This window comes from Arthrobacter sp. 2MCAF15, from assembly GCF_052115605.1.
Taxonomy (GTDB): domain Bacteria; phylum Actinomycetota; class Actinomycetes; order Actinomycetales; family Micrococcaceae; genus Arthrobacter.
This window is the reverse complement of the sequence record NZ_JBFRGZ010000001.1, coordinates 442,427-459,188: the sequence shown is the minus strand read 5'-3', so window position 1 is coordinate 459,188 and position 16,762 is coordinate 442,427. Positions and strand designations below refer to the sequence as shown.

The following is a 16,762-nucleotide window of genomic DNA, read 5'->3' as shown; positions in this document are numbered from 1 at the left end:
CCTACAGCCTAATCCGCATGACGATCCGGCGGCCCAGCCCATCCAGGCCCAGCTGCGTTTCGTGGATCCGCAGGGCGGCCAATGCCGGCCCCGGCTCGGCGAGTTCCTCGAAGCCGCAGCTTGCGTAAAACGGGGCATTGAACGGAACGTCCGCGAAAGTGCACAGCGTCATCCATGCATAGCCCCGGCCCCGGGCCGCGTCGATGGCCGCGTGAACCAAGGACCGCCCAATCCCCCGCCTGGCAGAGTCGGGATGAACGGAGAGTTGTTCCAGGTGGGCGTGGCCGCCGACTTCGTCCACGCGGGCGAATCCCACAGGCGGGCTTCCGGCGACCAGTACGAAGAGCGGCTCAACCGGCGTCGCCATTTCCGGGGACGGGAGCGCCTGGTGCCCCAATGCCGCTTCAAGGAGGCGGTCGGCCGCGGCCTCGAGAACCGGCAGCGCCGCGAGGTCTTCCGGCGTCGCCGTCCTGGTGCGGGGCACGGCCCTGGGCAGAGTCACAATTCCACGCTAACACTGCCGTCTGACGCCCGTGCCGTCACACTCGGCAGGCTTCCGGGGGGCCTGTGGTAGCTTCGTCTACGACCACACGGGTGCCCTTGCAGGGGCTGAGATCGGGCTAGCGCAGCCTGCGACCGTTGAACCTGTCCGGGTAATGCCGGCGAAGGAAGTGAGTAATCCTTTGAGCACCACAGAAACACAGCACAGCCCTGCCCAAAACAAGTCAGCAGTCACTACCCAGTCGCTGAAGTCCCACTCGCTGGCCTTCACCGCGGACCCGGAGCATGGCATCCGCGTCCCGGTGACCGAGATCGCCCTGGAACCCTCCCCGGGCGGTGTCGCGAACGCTCCGTTCCGGGTCTACCGCACTGCCGGCCCGGGCAGCGATCCGGTCCGCGGGCTGGAGCCGTTCCGGGCGCCCTGGATCGAGGCGAGGGCGGACACCGAACCCTACGCTGGCCGGGAACGGGCGCTTCTCGATGACGGCAAGTCGGCGGTCCGCCGGGGTGCGGCGTCGGCCGAATGGCAGGGCGGGCGCCCCGTGCCGCGCCGCGCCGTCGAGGGCCGGACCGTCACGCAGATGCGCTATGCGCGCGACGGCGTCATCACCCATGAAATGCGGTTCGTCGCGCTGCGCGAGAACTGCGATGTGGAGCTGGTGCGCAGCGAGGTGGCCGCGGGCCGGGCGATCATTCCCAACAACGTCAACCACCCCGAATCGGAGCCGATGATCATCGGCAAGGCGTTCCTGGTGAAAATCAACGCCAACATCGGCAACTCCGCCGTGACCAGCTCCATCGCCGAGGAGGTCGACAAACTCCAGTGGGCCACGCAGTGGGGCGCGGACACGGTGATGGACCTCTCCACCGGAGATGACATCCACACCACGCGCGAGTGGATCATCCGCAACTCCCCCGTGCCCATCGGCACCGTCCCGATCTACCAGGCGCTGGAGAAGGTCAACGGTGAGGCCAACGCCCTGACCTGGGAGATCTTCCGGGACACCGTGATCGAACAGTGCGAGCAGGGCGTGGACTACATGACCATCCACGCCGGGGTGCTGCTGCGCTATGTGCCCCTGACAGCCAACCGGGTCACCGGCATCGTCTCCCGCGGCGGCTCCATCATGGCCGGCTGGTGCCTGGCGCACCACCAGGAGAACTTCCTGTACACCCACTTCGACGAGCTGTGCGAAATCTTCGCGAACTACGACGTCGCGTTCTCCCTGGGTGACGGGCTGCGGCCCGGCGCGACGGCGGATGCCAACGACGCGGCGCAGTTCGCCGAGCTGGACACACTGGCCGAGCTCACGCAGCGGGCCTGGGAGTTCGATGTGCAGGTCATGGTGGAGGGCCCCGGGCACGTGCCCTTCCACCTGGTCCGGGAAAACGTGGAACGCCAGCAGGAACTCTGCAAGGGCGCACCCTTCTATACGCTCGGGCCGCTGGTCACCGACATCGCGCCCGGTTATGACCACATCACCTCGGCGATCGGCGCCACCGAGATTGCCCGCTACGGCACCGCCATGCTCTGCTACGTCACGCCCAAGGAGCACCTCGGGCTGCCGAACAAGGATGACGTGAAGACCGGGGTGATCACGTACAAGATCGCCGCCCATGCCGCCGACCTCGCCAAGGGCCACCCCGGCGCCCACGAACGCGACGACGCCCTGTCCAAGGCGCGGTTTGAGTTCCGCTGGCGGGACCAGTTCGCGCTGTCCCTGGACCCGGTGACGGCCGAGGCCTTCCATGACGAGACGCTTCCCGCGGAGCCGGCCAAAACCGCGCACTTCTGCTCCATGTGCGGGCCGAAGTTCTGCTCCATGCGGATCAGCCAGGACATCCGGGATGAGTACGGTACCGGTAACTATGGTTCGGCGGATTCCCAGGCTGCCCTGGCGCAGATGGCGGCCGGAATGCAGGCGAAGAGCAACGAGTTCCTGGCCTCCGGCGGCAAGGTCTACCTGCCGGAGCCTGCCGTGGGCGGACCGGCAGCGTGCTAGCAGGCCCGGGCGTGCTGGTGCCGGCTGACCTCGGCGATGAACGATCGGATGATCCGGTCGCCGTCCGTTGAATCCTGGGGCCGGTGCCCGCCCGCGGCCGTGCGGTGCAGGGCGCCGGTCTCGCGCAGGTAGCCGGCGATTTCCTCATACAGCGGTTCCCAGCCGCCGGTCAGGACCAGCGTCGGCACGCCCGGCACGATTTGCAGCGGCGCCTCCCACGGCGGGGCCTGCAGCCGCAGCCGGCGCGCCGCGCGGAGCGCCTCCGGCGTCGTGGCCCCCGGGGCGGCGGCCGCGAACGCGCGGCGGATGAATTCGCGCTGGAAGTCCTCGTCGCTGAGGTTGTGCCGGACATCGTAGAGCGGCTGCATGAGGGCCCGGTGGGCGGCGGTGGCCGGGAGTTCCGCGGTCAAGGACAGGCAGGCCGGCTCCACCAGGGTCAGCGACTGGACGAGGTCGGGCCGTTCGACGGCGGCCATCATGGCGGCTATGGCGCCCTGCGAATGGGCCACCACATGGCCGCCGGCCTCGCCGCGGCCATCGTCCGCCAGCGACGCCAGCACGATGGCGGCGTCGGCGGCGAAATTGGTTTCCAGCGGTTCCGCGACGGCGTCAAAACCGTGCCGCCGCAGGAACAGGGCGTCGTAGTCCAGCGCCATTCCGTGCTGCTTGGGCCACGCGGCGGCGCCGAAGCTGCCATCCCCGTGGACGAAGACTACGCGCTGCTTGAACATTGTCTAACCCTATGGCACATCAGTGCTGATGCCGCCGGCGACACAGTCCCGGCGGCATCAGCAGCTGCAGCTACTTGCTGCCGCCGAGGAACTTGTCGAAGCCCTTGGGCAGGTTCAGCTGGGACGGATCGAAGTCGCCGCCCTGCTGGCCGAACGACGCTCCGGTGGGCAGGGCCTTGGCGCCGGCGGCACGGCGGGCCTCGGCGTCGCGCAGTTCCTGCGCAGCCTTGGCCGGGTTGCCGGAGCGGGCCTTCTTCTTGGGCGCGGATTTGGCTCCCTTGCGGGCACCGCCCCCGCCGCCCATCCCGGGCATCCCCGGCATTCCGGGCATGCCGCCGCCGGCAGCCATCTTCTTCATCATCTTCTGGGCCTGGGCGAAGCGTTCCAGCAGGCCGTTGACCTCGGAGACGTGCACGCCCGAGCCGCGGGCGATGCGGGCCCGGCGCGAGCCGTTGATGATTTTCGGGGCCACGCGCTCGTGCGGGGTCATTGAGCGGACAATGGCCTCGACCCGGTCGATCTCGCGCTCGTCGAACTGCTCGAGCTGCTGCCGGATGTTCTGCGCACCCGGCATCATCATGAGCATTTTCTTCATGGAGCCCATGTTGCGGATCTGCTGCATCTGGGCGAGGAAGTCATCGAGCGTGAAGTCTTCCTGGTCGGCGAACTTCTTCGCCATCCGGGCCGCTTCGTCCTTGTCCCAGGACTTCTCGGCCTGTTCGATCAGTGTGAGGACGTCGCCCATGTCCAGGATGCGCGAGGCCATCCGGTCCGGGTGGAAGAGCTCGAAGTCGTCCACGCCTTCGCCGGTGGACGCGAACATGACCGGCTTGCCGGTCACCGATGCGACGGAGAGCGCGGCACCGCCGCGGGCGTCGCCGTCGAGCTTGGACAGCACGATGCCGGTGAAGTTGACGCCTTCGTCGAAGGCCAGGGCGGTGTTGACGGCGTCCTGGCCGATCATGGAGTCGATCACGAACAGGACTTCGTTGGGGACGATGGCGCGGCGGATCTGGCGCGCCTGCTCCATCATGTCCGCGTCGACGCCGAGACGGCCGGCGGTGTCCACGATCACGACGTCGTGCAGGGTGCGTTTGGCTTCCTCGACGCCGGCACGGGCGACGGCGACCGGGTCACCGGCGGGGTGGTCCAGCTCGGTGGAGGTGGCACCCGGGTGCGGGGCGAACACGGGAACGCCGGCGCGCTGGCCGACCACCTGCAGCTGGGTGACAGCGTTGGGGCGCTGGAGGTCACAGGCCACCAGCATGGGGCTGTGACCCTGGGACTTGAGCCACTTGGACAGCTTGCCGGCCAGGGTGGTCTTACCGGCACCCTGGAGGCCGGCCAGCATGATGATGGTGGGGCCGGTCTTGGCCAGGCGGATCCGGCGGGTCTCGCCGCCGAGGATCTCGACGAGTTCCTCGTTGACGATCTTCACGATCTGCTGGCTCGGGTTCAGCGCCCCGGAGACCTCGGCGCCGAGGGCACGCTCGCGCACGCGGCCGGTGAACTCCCGGACCACGGGCACGGCGACGTCGGCGTCCAGGAGGGCACGCCGGATCTCGCGGACTGTGGCGTCAACGTCCGCCTCGGTCAGGCGGCCCTTGCCACGCAGATTCTTGAAGGTTGCTGTCAACCGGTCAGAGAGTGAATTGAACACGCGCCGTGCACTTCTTTCAGTGGATGTACAGGTGGCGGCCGGTGCGGCACGCCAGCGTCGCGACTGGTGTTCGCCTGAGCGAACCGCCACGACAACAGGACTCGACTATCTAGGGTACCAAGATGCGCCTTCAAGATGGCATGCTGGCTTAGGTGACCAGCCAAACAACTGTAAAAACCCTGCTCATCCTGGGCGCCTCTGGCGATCTTACCGGCAGGCTCCTGTTGCCGGGGCTGGCCCGCCTGGTGGCGCGGGGCCGCGCCGACGGTCTCACCCTGGCCGGAGCCGGATCGGACCCCTGGACGCCGGAGCAGTGGCTGGGCCGCGTCGAGGACTGCTTCGCGGACGAGGACGCCCAGGCCGACGCCCACGGCAAACGGGAACTCAAACGGATCCGCCAGGACAGCACCTACCACCAGCTCGATGTCACGGCCGAGGGCCAGCTCGCCGCGCTGCTGGCCCGGCTGGAGGGCCCCGTGGCCGTCTATTTCGCCCTCCCGCCGCGCGTCAGCCAGCTCGCGTGCGAGGCGCTCGTGCCGGAGGACGTGCCTGCGGGCACCCGGCTGGTCATGGAGAAACCGTTCGGCTCGGACGAGCAGTCCGCACGGCACCTGAACAGGACGCTGGCCGCACTGGTCCCGGAGGACCACATCCACCGGGTGGACCACTTCCTCGGCAAGGCCACGGTCCTGAACATCCTGGGCCTGCGCTTCGCGAACACCTTCCTGGAGCCGGTGTGGAACCGGCAGCACATCGAAAAGATCGAGATCATTTTCGATGAGGACCTCGCCCTCGAGGGCCGCGCCCGCTACTACGACGGCGCCGGCGCCCTCCGCGACATGATCCAGAGCCACCTGCTGCAGATCATGGCGCTCATGGCCATCGAGCCACCGGCCTCCGTGGATGAACGCGACCTCCGCGATGCCGTGGCCACGGTGTTGCGGGCCAGCAGCATCCAGGCCCCGTACCGCCAAAGCACTCGCCGGGCACGGTACACCGCGGGTTCGATCGACGGCCGGAAAATTCCGGACTACACCAAGGAGGACGGCGTGGACGCGGCCCGGGGCACCGAGACCCTGGCCGAGGTTCAGGTGCAGATCGGGAACTGGCGCTGGGAGGGCGTGCCGTTCATCCTCCGCTCGGGCAAGGCACTGGGCAAGAAGCGCAAGGAGGCCGTGGTGACCTTCCGGCCGGTGCCGCACCTGCCCAAGGGCTTCACCGGCGTGGACGCCCCCAACCAGCTGCGGATCGGTTTTGGCCCGGACACCCTGCAGTTCGACGTCGACGTGAACGGCCCGGGCGATGTCCTGAGCCTGGACCGGGCCACGCTGCAGGCCGAGCTGAGCGCCTCCGGGCTCCTCCCTTACGGCGAAGTGCTCGAGGGCGTCCTGACCGGTGACCCGCTGCTCTCGGTGCGGGCCGATACGGCGGAGGACTGCTGGCGCATCCTGGCGCCGGTGCTGAAGTCCTGGACCGCGGGGCACGTCCCGCTGGAGGAATACCCGGCCGGGACCGCGGGCCCGGACGGCTGGCCGGCCTAGCAGTTAGGAACAACTAAGCAGAGCAGCGGACACGACAAAGCGGGCCGGATGCCTCAGGCATCCGGCCCGCAGTGTCAGCGCCGCGTTATCTGTTCCCAGTACCGGGGCGGAGCGGGGAGCAGCTAGATCGCTGCCGAACCGCGCTCTCCGGTGCGGACCCTGACAGCCTCGAACACATCCATTGTCCAGACCTTGCCGTCGCCGGCCCGGCCGGTATTCGAACTGGCGATGATGACATCGAGGATGTCGTCTGCCTGTTCGTCGGTGGCCAGGACTTCGACCCGGATCTTGGGCAGGAGGTCCACGTTGTACTCGGCGCCGCGGTACACCTCGGTGTAGCCGCGCTGCCGGCCGTAGCCGCTGGCTGCGCTGACCGTGAGGCCCTGCACACCGTAGGCCTCCAGGCCTTCGCGAATAGCCTCAAGCTTTTCCGGACGGACGATTGCCGTGATCAGTTTCATGCCCCCACACTTTCCTTACCCGTTGCGTTGTGCTTGCCGTTGGACGAGACGTCCACCGGCGTTTCGGAGACTGTGCCTTCTTCCACCTGCGGCTTGCCGGTGATCAGTTCGTGCAGCGGCTGGAAGCTGCCGCCGTGCCCGCCGACGCCGAACTCGTAAGCGGTCTCTGCGTGCAGGCTCAGGTCCACACCGACGACTTCCTGTTCCTGCGAAACCCGGAAGCCCATGAGCTTGTGGATCGGGAAGGCGATGATGAAGGTCATGACGGCGGTGAAGGCGATGGCCATCAGGGCCGCGAGGGTCTGGGCAACCAGCTGCGTGGTGCCGCCGCCGTAGAACAAGCCCGCAGCGCCCTGGGTCGGGGTGGCGAGGAAGCCGATCGCCACGGTGCCGATGACACCGGAGACGAGGTGGACGCCGACGACGTCGAGCGAGTCGTCGTAACCGAACTTGAACTTCAGGCCGACGGCGAGGGCGGAGGCCAGACCGGCCACGACGCCGAGGGCGATAGCGCCGAGCGGGGAGACGTTGGCGCAGGCCGGGGTGATGGCGACCAGGCCGGCGACCACGCCGGAGGCGGCACCGAGCGACGTCGGGTGACCGTCACGGTAGCGTTCCACGGCGAGCCAGCCGAGCATGGCGGCGGCCGGGGCGGCCAGGGTGTTGATCCAGATCAGGCCGGCCTGCTCCACGGTCGCAGCGGCGCCGGCGTTGAAGCCGAACCAGCCGAACCACAGGATGGCGGCGCCGAGCATGACGAACGGAATGTTGTGCGGGCGGTGGTTCGGGTCCTTGCCGAAGCCCTTGCGGTTGCCAATGATCAGGACCAGGATCAGGCCCGCGACGCCGGCGTTGATGTGGACCACGGTGCCACCGGCGAAGTCGATGACCGGCGCGAACGTCTGGCCGAACCAGCCGCTGGCGGAGAACAGCCCGCCGCCCCACACCATGAACGCGAGAGGTGCGTAGACGAGGGTGGCCCAGATGGGGGTGAAGACCACCCAGGCGGAGAACTTGGCGCGGTCAGCGACGGCGCCGGAGATCAGGGCCACCGTGATGATCGCGAAGGTGGCTGCGTAACCGACCTTGAGCAGATCAGCAGGTTCGGTGAACCCGTGCAGGCCGAAGTGGCTGAACGGGTTGGCGAAGATCTGGAAGAAGTTGTCCTCGTTGCTCGTAGCCATCGAAGCGCCCCACAGGACCCACATGATGCCCACGGTTCCAATGGCGACGAAGCTCATCATCATCATGTTCAAAGCCGACTTGGCGCGAGTCATGCCGCCGTAGAAGAATGCCAGGCCCGGGGTCATGAACAGCACGAGTGCCGCGGCGACCAGGAGCCAAACGAGACCTGCGGTGAGTTCCATGGTCTACGTCCTCTCTTGCAATAGGTGCGGACTAGTCCGCCGGTCCCAACGCATTATTTGCGTTCTACAACGAGTTTCGCGGGGCTGTGTTTCGCTGGCGGAGGATTTAGATTGCCGGGTTGTTACAAGAACCTCCCGGACGTAAATGGTGCATCTCACACTTGTTACGGTTATGTTTCATCGTTTTAATTCCGCGTTTGAAAGACCCGCCGCCAGCCGGCCCCGCATCAGCCAAGGACGAACGCATCATGAGCAACACCTCCCGCCCCGCCGGCGAAGCCGCAGCCACGGTTCCCTCCCCGGACCCGGGGCGCTCCCGGCTGCCCCGGGACATCAAGGTGATGCTGGTAGCGGCGTTCCTGATCGCCATCGGTTTTGGCCTCGTCGCACCCGTTCTCCCGCAGTTCGCCACCACGTTCGACGTCGGCGCGACGGCGGCCGCCGTGATCGTGAGCATCTTCGCGTTCATGCGGCTCGTCTTCGCCCCGGCCGCCGGCGCCCTGATCGTGAAGCTGGGCGAGCGGCCCGTCTACGTCGCGGGCCTGCTGATCGTGGCGGCGTCGACGGCGGCGTGCGCGTTCGCCCAGGACTACTGGCAGTTGCTGGTCTTCCGCGGTCTGGGCGGGGCGGGCTCGGTGATGTTCACGGTGGCGTCGATGGCGCTCGTGGTCCGGCTCGCGCCGCCGGAAAGCCGCGGCCGGGTCTCCGGGGCCTACGCCTCGGCGTTCCTGATCGGCAACGTCTGCGGCCCGATCGTGGGCGGCCTGCTCGCCAGTTTTGGCCTGCGGGTGCCGTTCCTTGCATACGCGGCGGCCCTGGTGCTGGCAGCCCTCGTGGTGCAGACCCAGCTCAGCCACGTCCCGGCCGCCTCGCGCCCGGCCGGAGCGAAGGCCCCGGCGATGGAACTCAAGGACGCGCTGCGGGACAGCGCCTACCGGGCCGGCCTGTTTTCGAGCTTCGCCAACGGCTGGGCCACCTTCGGCGTGCGGATGGCCACGGTGCCGCTCTTCGCCGTCGCGGCGCTCGGCGCGGGCCCGGAATCGGCCGGCTGGGCCCTGGCCGTGTTTGCCGGCGGAAACGCGGTGGCCCTGACGTTCTCCGGCCGCCTCGCGGACACCCTGGGCCGCAAGCCGCTGCTGCTGGCCGGGCTGCTGGTCACCGGCACGGCCACCGCGGCCATCGGGTTCACGCACCAGCTGCCCTGGTTCCTGCTCGCCTCCGCGTGCGCCGGGATTGGCTCCGGGCTGCTGGGCCCGGCCCAGCAGGCCGCCATCGCGGACGTGATCGGCAACGAGCGCTCCGGCGGCCGCGTCCTCGCGGTCTTTCAAATGGCCTCCGACAGCGGGGCGATCGTGGGGCCAGTGGTGGCGGGGCTGCTGGCGGACCGGCTGGGCTACGGATGGGCCTTCGGAGTCACGGGCGGCATGCTGTTGGCCGCCGCCGCCGTGTGGTTGCCGGCCCGCGAAACGTTCCGCCGGCCGGCCCAGGAACGCGCCTGACCTGCGGCGTTGCCGCCACGGACCGGCGTGCGCTGCGCCGCGTCCGTGACGGATGTCCAGCAGGGTCTGGTCAGCGGCGACGGCCGCCCTTGGCTAAGCTGGGGGCACGCGCCACAAACTTCCGGAGGTAATCCCCCATGGCCAGATTCGACTCTTCCCCCGGGAAAGCCGACAGCCCCAACCCCGCCGATCCCGCGAATGACGGACAACCACCAGGAAAGACACCGGGACAGCCCACGGGAAAATCCGCGGGCCACAGGAAGCGCACGCTGCTGATCGCCGGCGCCGGAATCGTCGCCGTCGCAACGGCGGTGCTGGTTCCACTCACCCTCGGCAACCCGACGGCGGCCCCGCCAGCCGCTTCCGAGACCGCGTCCGCGTCTGCGCCGGCGCCCACCCCCGCCGAGGTGGGACCTCCGGTCACCTACTATCAGCAGCCGGGCCCGCCGGCCGGTTCACCGCTGGAAAAAGTTGAGCCCCTCAAGGTCGACGTCTCCAGCGACCTCGTGGGCACGTCCCTGAACAAAGGCATGACGGGAATCTCCCTGGAGGCCACGGACCTTGCCGATCCGGACCTCAGCGGCGACAACGCGACGATGGTCAAGCTCCTCAAGGAGATCGACCAGCCCGTGCTGCGCTTTGGCGGCAATTCCGTGGACCGGCGCTTTTTCTGGACGTCCACCGGCGAGGCCGTCCCCGCCGACTACAAGGGAGACAAAACGCGCCCGGTCAAGGCCGTTGGCCCGGCAGACCTGGCCCGGCTGAAGACGCTTCTTGAGGCCGGGGACGCCAAGGTCAGCCTCACAGTGGACCTGGGCCACTACAACCCTGCACGGGCGGCAGATTTTGCCAAGAACGCCTCGCAGATCCTCGGCGACCGGCTCCTCAGCATCACGGTGGGCAACGAGCCCAACGGCTACGTCTTCAACGACGTCAAGACCGGCAGCGGCTACAGCATCGAGCAGTACGTCCGGGAACTGAAGGACTACGCCAACGCCATCTACGCTGTGGCGCCCAACGTGCCCATCTCCGGCCCGGGCGCCTATGACCAGAAGTGGTGGCAGCCGTTCATCGATGCGGACATTCCGCAGAAGAAGATCCTCTCGTTCCATAACTACCCCCTCTACAGCTGTGACGGCAGTGACCCCAAGGCCTCACCCACCCTGGCCAACCTGATGAGCCCGTTGATGCACGACCGTGCCGCCGACTACCAGAAGGCAGCCGTCAAGGTCGGCCAGGCGGCCGGCCTGGAAACGTGGCTCCCGGAAACCGGGATCGCGGCCTGCCCCGGCTCGAACGAAACCTCCCGCACCCACGCCTCTGCCCTGTGGACTGCTGACTATTCCCTCAATGCCGCCCAGCTGGGCATTACACGGATCGGGTTCCACAGCTCCCTGCAGACCTGCAAGGGCGGCCCGCCGCTGTCCGCCATCTGCAGCGCCGGTGCCTACCCCTTCGGCAACGGCCAGATGTCCGGCCGGGCCAACTTCTTCGGACTCTCCATGGTGGCCGAGCTCGAGTCCGGCAAGTTCATGAAACTGAACAGCTCCGGAGGCGGCCTGGTGTTCAGCTACGCGCTGCAGAACGCCGACGGCAGCACCAGCGTGGTGATCGTCAACGAAAACGACCCCGAAAAGGCCGCGCAGACCGACGTCACCTTGAACCTGCCGGGCAAGCCGGTGACCGGAACCATGACCCAGCTCAGCGGCCCCAGCTACGGTGCCGAGGACAAGACCGTCATCGACGGCGCCAAGACCGAGCCGACGCCCGTCGCCAAACGCGCCACGGTGCCGGGGTTCGCGTACAAGTCCCAGGCGCAGCAGTTCAAGCTGACCGCCGGAACTGTGACGGTCCTGAACTTCAAGTACTAGCCGCTACAAGGCAATTACTTCAAGGAAATAAAGTGTGCCCCGGTCCTTCTGAAGGACCGGGGCACTCTTTGTTGCCCAGCGTGTTGTTGCCCAGCGAGCTAGTTCAGCAGCGCATCCACGAAGCCTTCGGCATCGAACGGCGCGAGGTCGTCCGCGCCTTCGCCCAGGCCGATCAGCTTCACCGGGACGCCGAGGGACTTCTGGATGGCGACGACGATGCCGCCCTTGGCGGTGCCGTCCAGCTTGGTCAGGACGATCCCGGTGATGTTGACCACCTCGGAGAACACCCGGGCCTGGTTGAGCCCGTTCTGGCCGGTGGTGGCGTCCAGGACCAGCAGCACCTCGTCCACTTCGGCAAGCTTTTCGATGACGCGCTTGACCTTGCTGAGCTCATCCATGAGGCCCACCTTGTTCTGCAGGCGCCCCGCGGTGTCGATCATGACCACGTCGACTTCCTGGTCGATGCCGGCCTTGACGGCCTCGTAGGCCACCGAGGCCGGGTCGGCACCGTCGATGTCCGACTTCACGGTGGGCACGCCGACGCGCGAGCCCCACGTGGCCAGCTGCTCGGAGGCGGCGGCACGGAAGGTGTCCGCGGCGCCCAGCAGCACGTCCTTGTCCTCGGCTACCAGCACGCGGGCGAGCTTGCCCACGGTGGTGGTCTTGCCGACGCCGTTGACGCCCACCACCATCATGACGGCAGGCTTGCCGTCATGCCGCTCGATGTTCAGGCTGCGGTCCATGGTGGGGTCCACGAGCTTGATCAGTTCCTCGCGGAGCAGGGCCTTGACGTGCTCGGGGTCCCGCGTGCCGATCACCTTGACGCGTTCGCGGAGGGCGTCCACGAGCTGCATGGTCGGCTCGGTGCCGAGGTCGGCCAGCAGGAGGGTTTCCTCGACCTCATCCCAGACGTTTTCGTCGATCTTGTCCGCCGAGAGCAGGGCCAGCAGTCCCTTGCCCAGGACGTTGTTGGACTTGACCAGCCGCTCGCGCAGCCGGGCGAGGCGTCCGGCCACCGGCAGCGGGGTTTCGACGGGCACGGTTTCCAGGCCGGCGGCGTCGTCCGGAACCTCGACAACTTCGGTTTCGTCCAGCCCGACGGAGTCCGGCGCGGTCCTTGCCGGTGCCGCCGGGCCAGACGCGGGACGGTCCTCCACCAGGGTTCCGGCCCCCGGAGCCTGCACGGGGTCGTTTTCGTCCCGCGGGCCGAGATACTTCCTGGTGGTCTTCCGGGTCTTCATGAGCACCGGGATCAGCAGGCCGAGGACCACCAGGACAGCGAGAATGGGCAGAATAATGGGGAGGATGTCGTTCACTCCCCTAGCTTCTCACAAACCCCAAATGGGCCGTGGCCAGCGATTACATTCTGCTTAGACCTCAGCACCGAGCCGCTGGCTGATCACCGTGGAGACGCCGTCGCCGCGCATTGTCACGCCGTACAGCGCGTCGGCGACTTCCATGGTGCGCTTCTGGTGCGTGATGACGATCAGCTGGCTGGATTCGCGGAGCTCTTCGAAGATGGTGATGAGCCGGCCCAAGTTGGTGTCGTCGAGGGCGGCTTCGACCTCGTCCATGACGTAGAAAGGCGAGGGCCGCGCCTTGAAGATGGCCACCAGCAGCGCCACGGCAGTCAGGGAACGTTCCCCGCCGGAGAGCAGCGAGAGGCGCTTGATTTTCTTGCCGGCCGGACGGGCTTCCACTTCGATGCCGGTGGTGAGCATGTCGGAGGGGTCGGTCAGGACCAGCCGGCCCTCGCCGCCGGGGAACAGCCGGGCGAAGACGCGGACAAACTGCCGGGAGGTGTCCTCGAACGCTTCGGCAAAGACCTTCTGGACGCGGTCGTCGACTTCCTTGATGATGTCCAGCAGGTCCTTGCGGCTGGATTTCAGGTCCTCGAGCTGGGTGCTGAGGAACTGGTGGCGCTCCTCGAGCGCGGCGAACTCCTCGAGCGCCAGCGGGTTGACCTTGCCGAGGGCCGCGAGGTCGCGTTCGGCGCGTTTGAGCCGTTTCTCCTGCTCCTCCCGGACGAAGGGCTTGCCCTCGGCGATTTCGCGGCCATCCTCGTCCACCGGGGCGCGCAGGGCGGCCCACTTGTCCGCCGGGTCGTCGGCCGGCACCGGGACGGGCCGGTCCGGACCGTAGTCGGCCACCAGCTGTTCGGCAGTGAGGCCGAGCTCCTCCACGCTTTTGAGTTCCAGCGCCTCGATCCGCAGCCGCTGCTGCGTACGGGCAAGCTCGTCGCGGTGCACGGAGTCGGTGAGTTCGGCCAGCTCGCGGGCCAGGACGTCGTTGCCGCTGCGGACCCCGGCAAGGTCACGCTCCATCGCCTCCCGGTGTTCCTCGGCGCCGTCCCGATCGCGCCGGGCCAGTTCCACGGACACGTCGATGAACCCGGTCACCTGCTGCACGGCATCGGCGACGGCGGCGGCGCGTCCGGCCTGGAGCCGGCGGCGGCGGGCCCGTTCCGCGGCTTCCTCACGGGCGCGGCGCTCGGTGGCGGCGGCCCGTTCCAGCGATGCCGCCCGGTTCCGGGTGGCCGTGAGCTGTTCCTCGGCGCTGCGCAGGGCGAGCCTGGCCTCCATTTCGGCCGTGCGGGCCAGCGAGGCGGCCAGGGCCAGGGCGTCGCGGTGCTCCGGGGAGGGTTCCTGCTCCTCGGGGGCTTCGGTGRCAGCGGCAAGCCGTGCCGTCACGGCTTCCAGGGCGGCCTGCTCGCTGGCAATCTGCGCCTCGGCCCTGGCCAGGGACGCGGCCAGCCGGTCGCTCTCCCCGACAGCGCTGCGCAGCACCGCGTTCAGATGGCCCAGGCGTTCGGCGACGGCGGCGAGTTTCGCGTCGGAGTCGTGCAGTTTTGCGAGGGCCGCGTCCGCACGGTCTTGGGCTTCGGCGCGCCGGGTCCGGGCGGTGGAGAGGGCGAAGCGGTTGCGTTCGAGCCCGGCGGTGACCGTGGCCAGTTTCGCGGCGGCGTCGTCGACGGCGGCCTGGACCTCCAGGAGCGACGGCGCCGACGCGGAGCCGCCGGTCACGGCGAGGGCCGTCAAGACGTCCCCCGCCCGCGTCACGGCGGTGAGCTGTGGATGCTCGGCAATCAGCTGCGCCGCCGCTTCCAGATCGTCGACGACGGCGATGCCCGCCAGCAAGGCGGGAAGCGGCAGGCCGGCGGCGTCCGGATCCGCGTGGGTAACCAGCTCGGCGGCCCAGCGCGCGCCGGCGGGAAGCGCAGCTGGAAAAGTTGCCCCGCCGCGCGGCGGCGTCCCCGCCGGGCCGTCGGCGAGCAGCAGCGCGGCGCGGCCGGCGTCGTCCTCCCGCAGCAGCCGCACGGCCGCGGCGGCCGTTTCCTGGTCCCGGACCACCACGGCGTCGGAGGCACTGCCGAGTGCGGCGGCGACGGCGGCCTCGAATTCGGCCTCCACCGTGATCATGGCCGCCAGGGATCCCAGGACACCGGCGCCCAGTTCCCCGGAGGCCGCCCCGAGCACGTGCCCGGAACCGTCTTTGCGGTTCAGGCCGAGCTGGAGGGCATCGCGACGGGCCACGAGGGCGCCGCGTTCCCGCTCCCCCTCACGCTCGGCCGCTTCCAGTTCGGCGATCCCGGCGATCACGGCGTCCAGGGCTGTGCTCGCGGCCTCGTAATCGGCGTCGAGCGATTCCTCGCCGTCCTCTACCCCCGCCACCTGCGTTTCCAGGGCCGTGAACTCGCTCTGCGCCTGCCGGCGGCGTTCCTCGCCCGCCTTCTGCGATTCGCGGAGGCGGCCGAGCTCGGACTGGGCAGACTCGACGCGGGATCGTGCGGCACCGACCTGTCCGGCGAGCTTGGCCAGGCCTTCGCGCCGGTCCGCGGCGGCCCGGAGCAGTGCCGCGAGCCGCTTGTCCTCGGCGGCGGCGGCCTGTTCGGCGTCCTGCTTGGTGGCTGTCGCGGCGTCCAGGGCCGCCGTCCGGTCCAGGATCTGCTGTTCCAGCCCGGCCTGTTCGTCACGGACACGGGCGGCCTGCTTCTCCAGCTGGTCCGGATCCCGGCCAGTGTCCGGAACCACATCCGCGGAGCCAAGCAGCCGGCGGCGTTCCTCGGCAAGGGAGCCGAGCGAGCGGAGCCGTTCGCGCCCGGTGGAGAGCGCATACCAGTTCTCCCGCGCGGCGTTCAGCGCCGGCGTGGCCTCGGCCGCGAGCCGTTCCAGGGCGGCCTGGCGCTGCCGGCCGGCGTCGAGCTCGCGTTCGACGACGGCGCGGCGTGCCTTGAGTGCGGATTCATCCGCGACGTCCTGCGCCAGCGCGGACTGCAGCCGGACCAGGTCGTCGGCCAGGAGGCGTGAGCGGGCGTCGCGGACCTCGAACTGGACGCTCTGGGCACGCCGGGCCACTTCCGCCTGTTTGCCCAGCGGGGTCAGTTGCCGCCGGATTTCGCCGGTGAGGTCGCTGAGCCGGGACAGGTTGGCCTGCATGGCCTCGAGCTTGCGGACCGTTTTTTCCTTGCGGCGGCGGTGTTTGAGGATGCCGGCGGCCTCCTCGATGAAGCCGCGCCGGTCCTCGGGGGTGGCGTGCAGGACCTTGTCCAGCTGGCCCTGGCCGACGATCACGTGCATCTCGCGGCCCAGGCCCGAATCGGAGAGCAGCTCCTGGATATCAAGCAGCCGGCAGCCGGCGCCGTTGATGGCGTACTCCGAGCCGCCGGTCCGGAACAGGGTGCGCGAGATCGTCACCTCGCTGTACTCAATGGGGAGGGCGCCGTCGCTGTTGTCGATGGTCAGCGAGACGTGGGCGCGGCCCAGGGGCGGGCGGCCCGAGGTGCCCGCGAAGATCACGTCCTCCATTTTGCCGCCGCGGAGGGTTTTGGCTCCCTGTTCGCCCATGACCCAGGCCAGCGCGTCCACCACATTGGATTTGCCCGAACCGTTGGGGCCCACCACGGCGGTGACGCCCGGTTCGAATTCGAAGGTCGTCGCTGAGGCGAACGACTTGAATCCCCGGACGGTCAGGCTTTTGAGGTGCAAGGTGTTTCGGGTCTCCTGCTCGGCGGACTGGGCCCGCTGTTCGACGTAGCCGGTTCGGAACGGACCCGGGTGTTCGGGGCGGCCCCTAATACCTATAATCTACTGCGCCGCGGCGGTCATTCCGCGCAGAACCCGCGCGAAGC

Annotated in this window: 11 protein-coding genes and 1 riboswitch; of the genes, 4 read left to right on the top strand and 7 right to left on the bottom strand. The window is 68.7% G+C overall.

Features of this window, described 5'->3' with window-relative positions; all coding sequences use genetic code 11:
- Window position 1: 1 nt before the first annotated feature.
- A complete protein-coding gene (locus AB4089_RS01980; RefSeq protein ID WP_441407638.1) occupies window positions 2-502 on the bottom strand; it encodes a GNAT family N-acetyltransferase in 501 nt (166 codons plus the stop codon).
- A 78-nt stretch (window positions 503-580) separates the two neighbouring features.
- Window positions 581-688: riboswitch (TPP riboswitch) on the top strand.
- Between AB4089_RS01980 and thiC the strand changes: the two genes are divergently transcribed.
- Window positions 684-2,504 carry a phosphomethylpyrimidine synthase ThiC gene (gene thiC, locus AB4089_RS01975; RefSeq protein WP_441407637.1) on the top strand — a complete coding sequence of 607 codons (1,821 nt, stop codon included), beginning with the start codon at window positions 684-686 and terminating at the stop codon, window positions 2,502-2,504. It overlaps the preceding riboswitch by 5 nt.
- Here the strand turns inward: thiC and AB4089_RS01970 are convergent.
- Window positions 2,501-3,235, bottom strand: coding sequence for an alpha/beta fold hydrolase (locus AB4089_RS01970; RefSeq protein ID WP_441407636.1), 735 nt, complete (start codon window positions 3,233-3,235; stop codon window positions 2,501-2,503). The two genes, thiC and AB4089_RS01970, sit on opposite strands and share 4 nt — an antisense overlap.
- Before the next feature lie 70 nt (window positions 3,236-3,305).
- Window positions 3,306-4,895 (bottom strand): signal recognition particle protein, encoded by a 1,590-nt coding sequence (gene ffh / locus AB4089_RS01965; protein WP_441407635.1) that lies wholly within the window; start codon window positions 4,893-4,895, stop codon window positions 3,306-3,308.
- A 152-nt stretch (window positions 4,896-5,047) separates the two neighbouring features.
- On the opposite strand from ffh, the gene AB4089_RS01960 reads away from it, so the two are divergent.
- Entirely contained in the window at window positions 5,048-6,436 is a 1,389-nt protein-coding gene (locus tag AB4089_RS01960; RefSeq protein WP_441407634.1) for a glucose-6-phosphate dehydrogenase, read from the top strand.
- A 122-nt stretch (window positions 6,437-6,558) separates the two neighbouring features.
- Here AB4089_RS01960 and AB4089_RS01955 read toward each other — a convergent pair whose 3' ends face one another.
- Together AB4089_RS01955 and AB4089_RS01950 are read right to left on the bottom strand one after the other, a co-directional pair.
- Window positions 6,559-6,897, bottom strand: coding sequence for a P-II family nitrogen regulator (locus tag AB4089_RS01955; RefSeq protein ID WP_028276847.1), 339 nt, complete (start codon window positions 6,895-6,897; stop codon window positions 6,559-6,561).
- Window positions 6,894-8,264, bottom strand: coding sequence for an ammonium transporter (locus AB4089_RS01950; protein WP_441407633.1), 1,371 nt, complete (start codon window positions 8,262-8,264; stop codon window positions 6,894-6,896). The genes AB4089_RS01955 and AB4089_RS01950 overlap by 4 nt, the downstream gene beginning before the upstream one ends.
- Window positions 8,265-8,512: 248 nt before the next feature.
- On the opposite strand from AB4089_RS01950, the gene AB4089_RS01945 reads away from it, so the two are divergent.
- Window positions 8,513-9,763, top strand: a complete 1,251-nt coding sequence (locus AB4089_RS01945) for an MFS transporter (RefSeq protein ID WP_441407632.1) — start codon at window positions 8,513-8,515, stop codon at window positions 9,761-9,763.
- Window positions 9,764-9,900: 137 nt separating this feature from the next.
- Window positions 9,901-11,634, top strand: a complete 1,734-nt coding sequence (locus AB4089_RS01940; protein WP_441407631.1) for a hypothetical protein — start codon at window positions 9,901-9,903, stop codon at window positions 11,632-11,634.
- 98 nt (window positions 11,635-11,732) lie between these two features.
- Here AB4089_RS01940 and ftsY read toward each other — a convergent pair whose 3' ends face one another.
- On the bottom strand, window positions 11,733-12,950 hold the full coding sequence (gene ftsY, locus AB4089_RS01935; protein ID WP_441407630.1) for a signal recognition particle-docking protein FtsY: 1,218 nt from the start codon (window positions 12,948-12,950) through the stop codon (window positions 11,733-11,735).
- Between the two features lie 54 nt (window positions 12,951-13,004).
- Window positions 13,005-16,619: a chromosome segregation protein SMC gene (gene smc, locus AB4089_RS01930; RefSeq protein WP_441407629.1), complete on the bottom strand. Its 3,615-nt coding sequence runs from the start codon at window positions 16,617-16,619 to the stop codon at window positions 13,005-13,007.
- Window positions 16,620-16,762 lie beyond the last annotated feature (143 nt).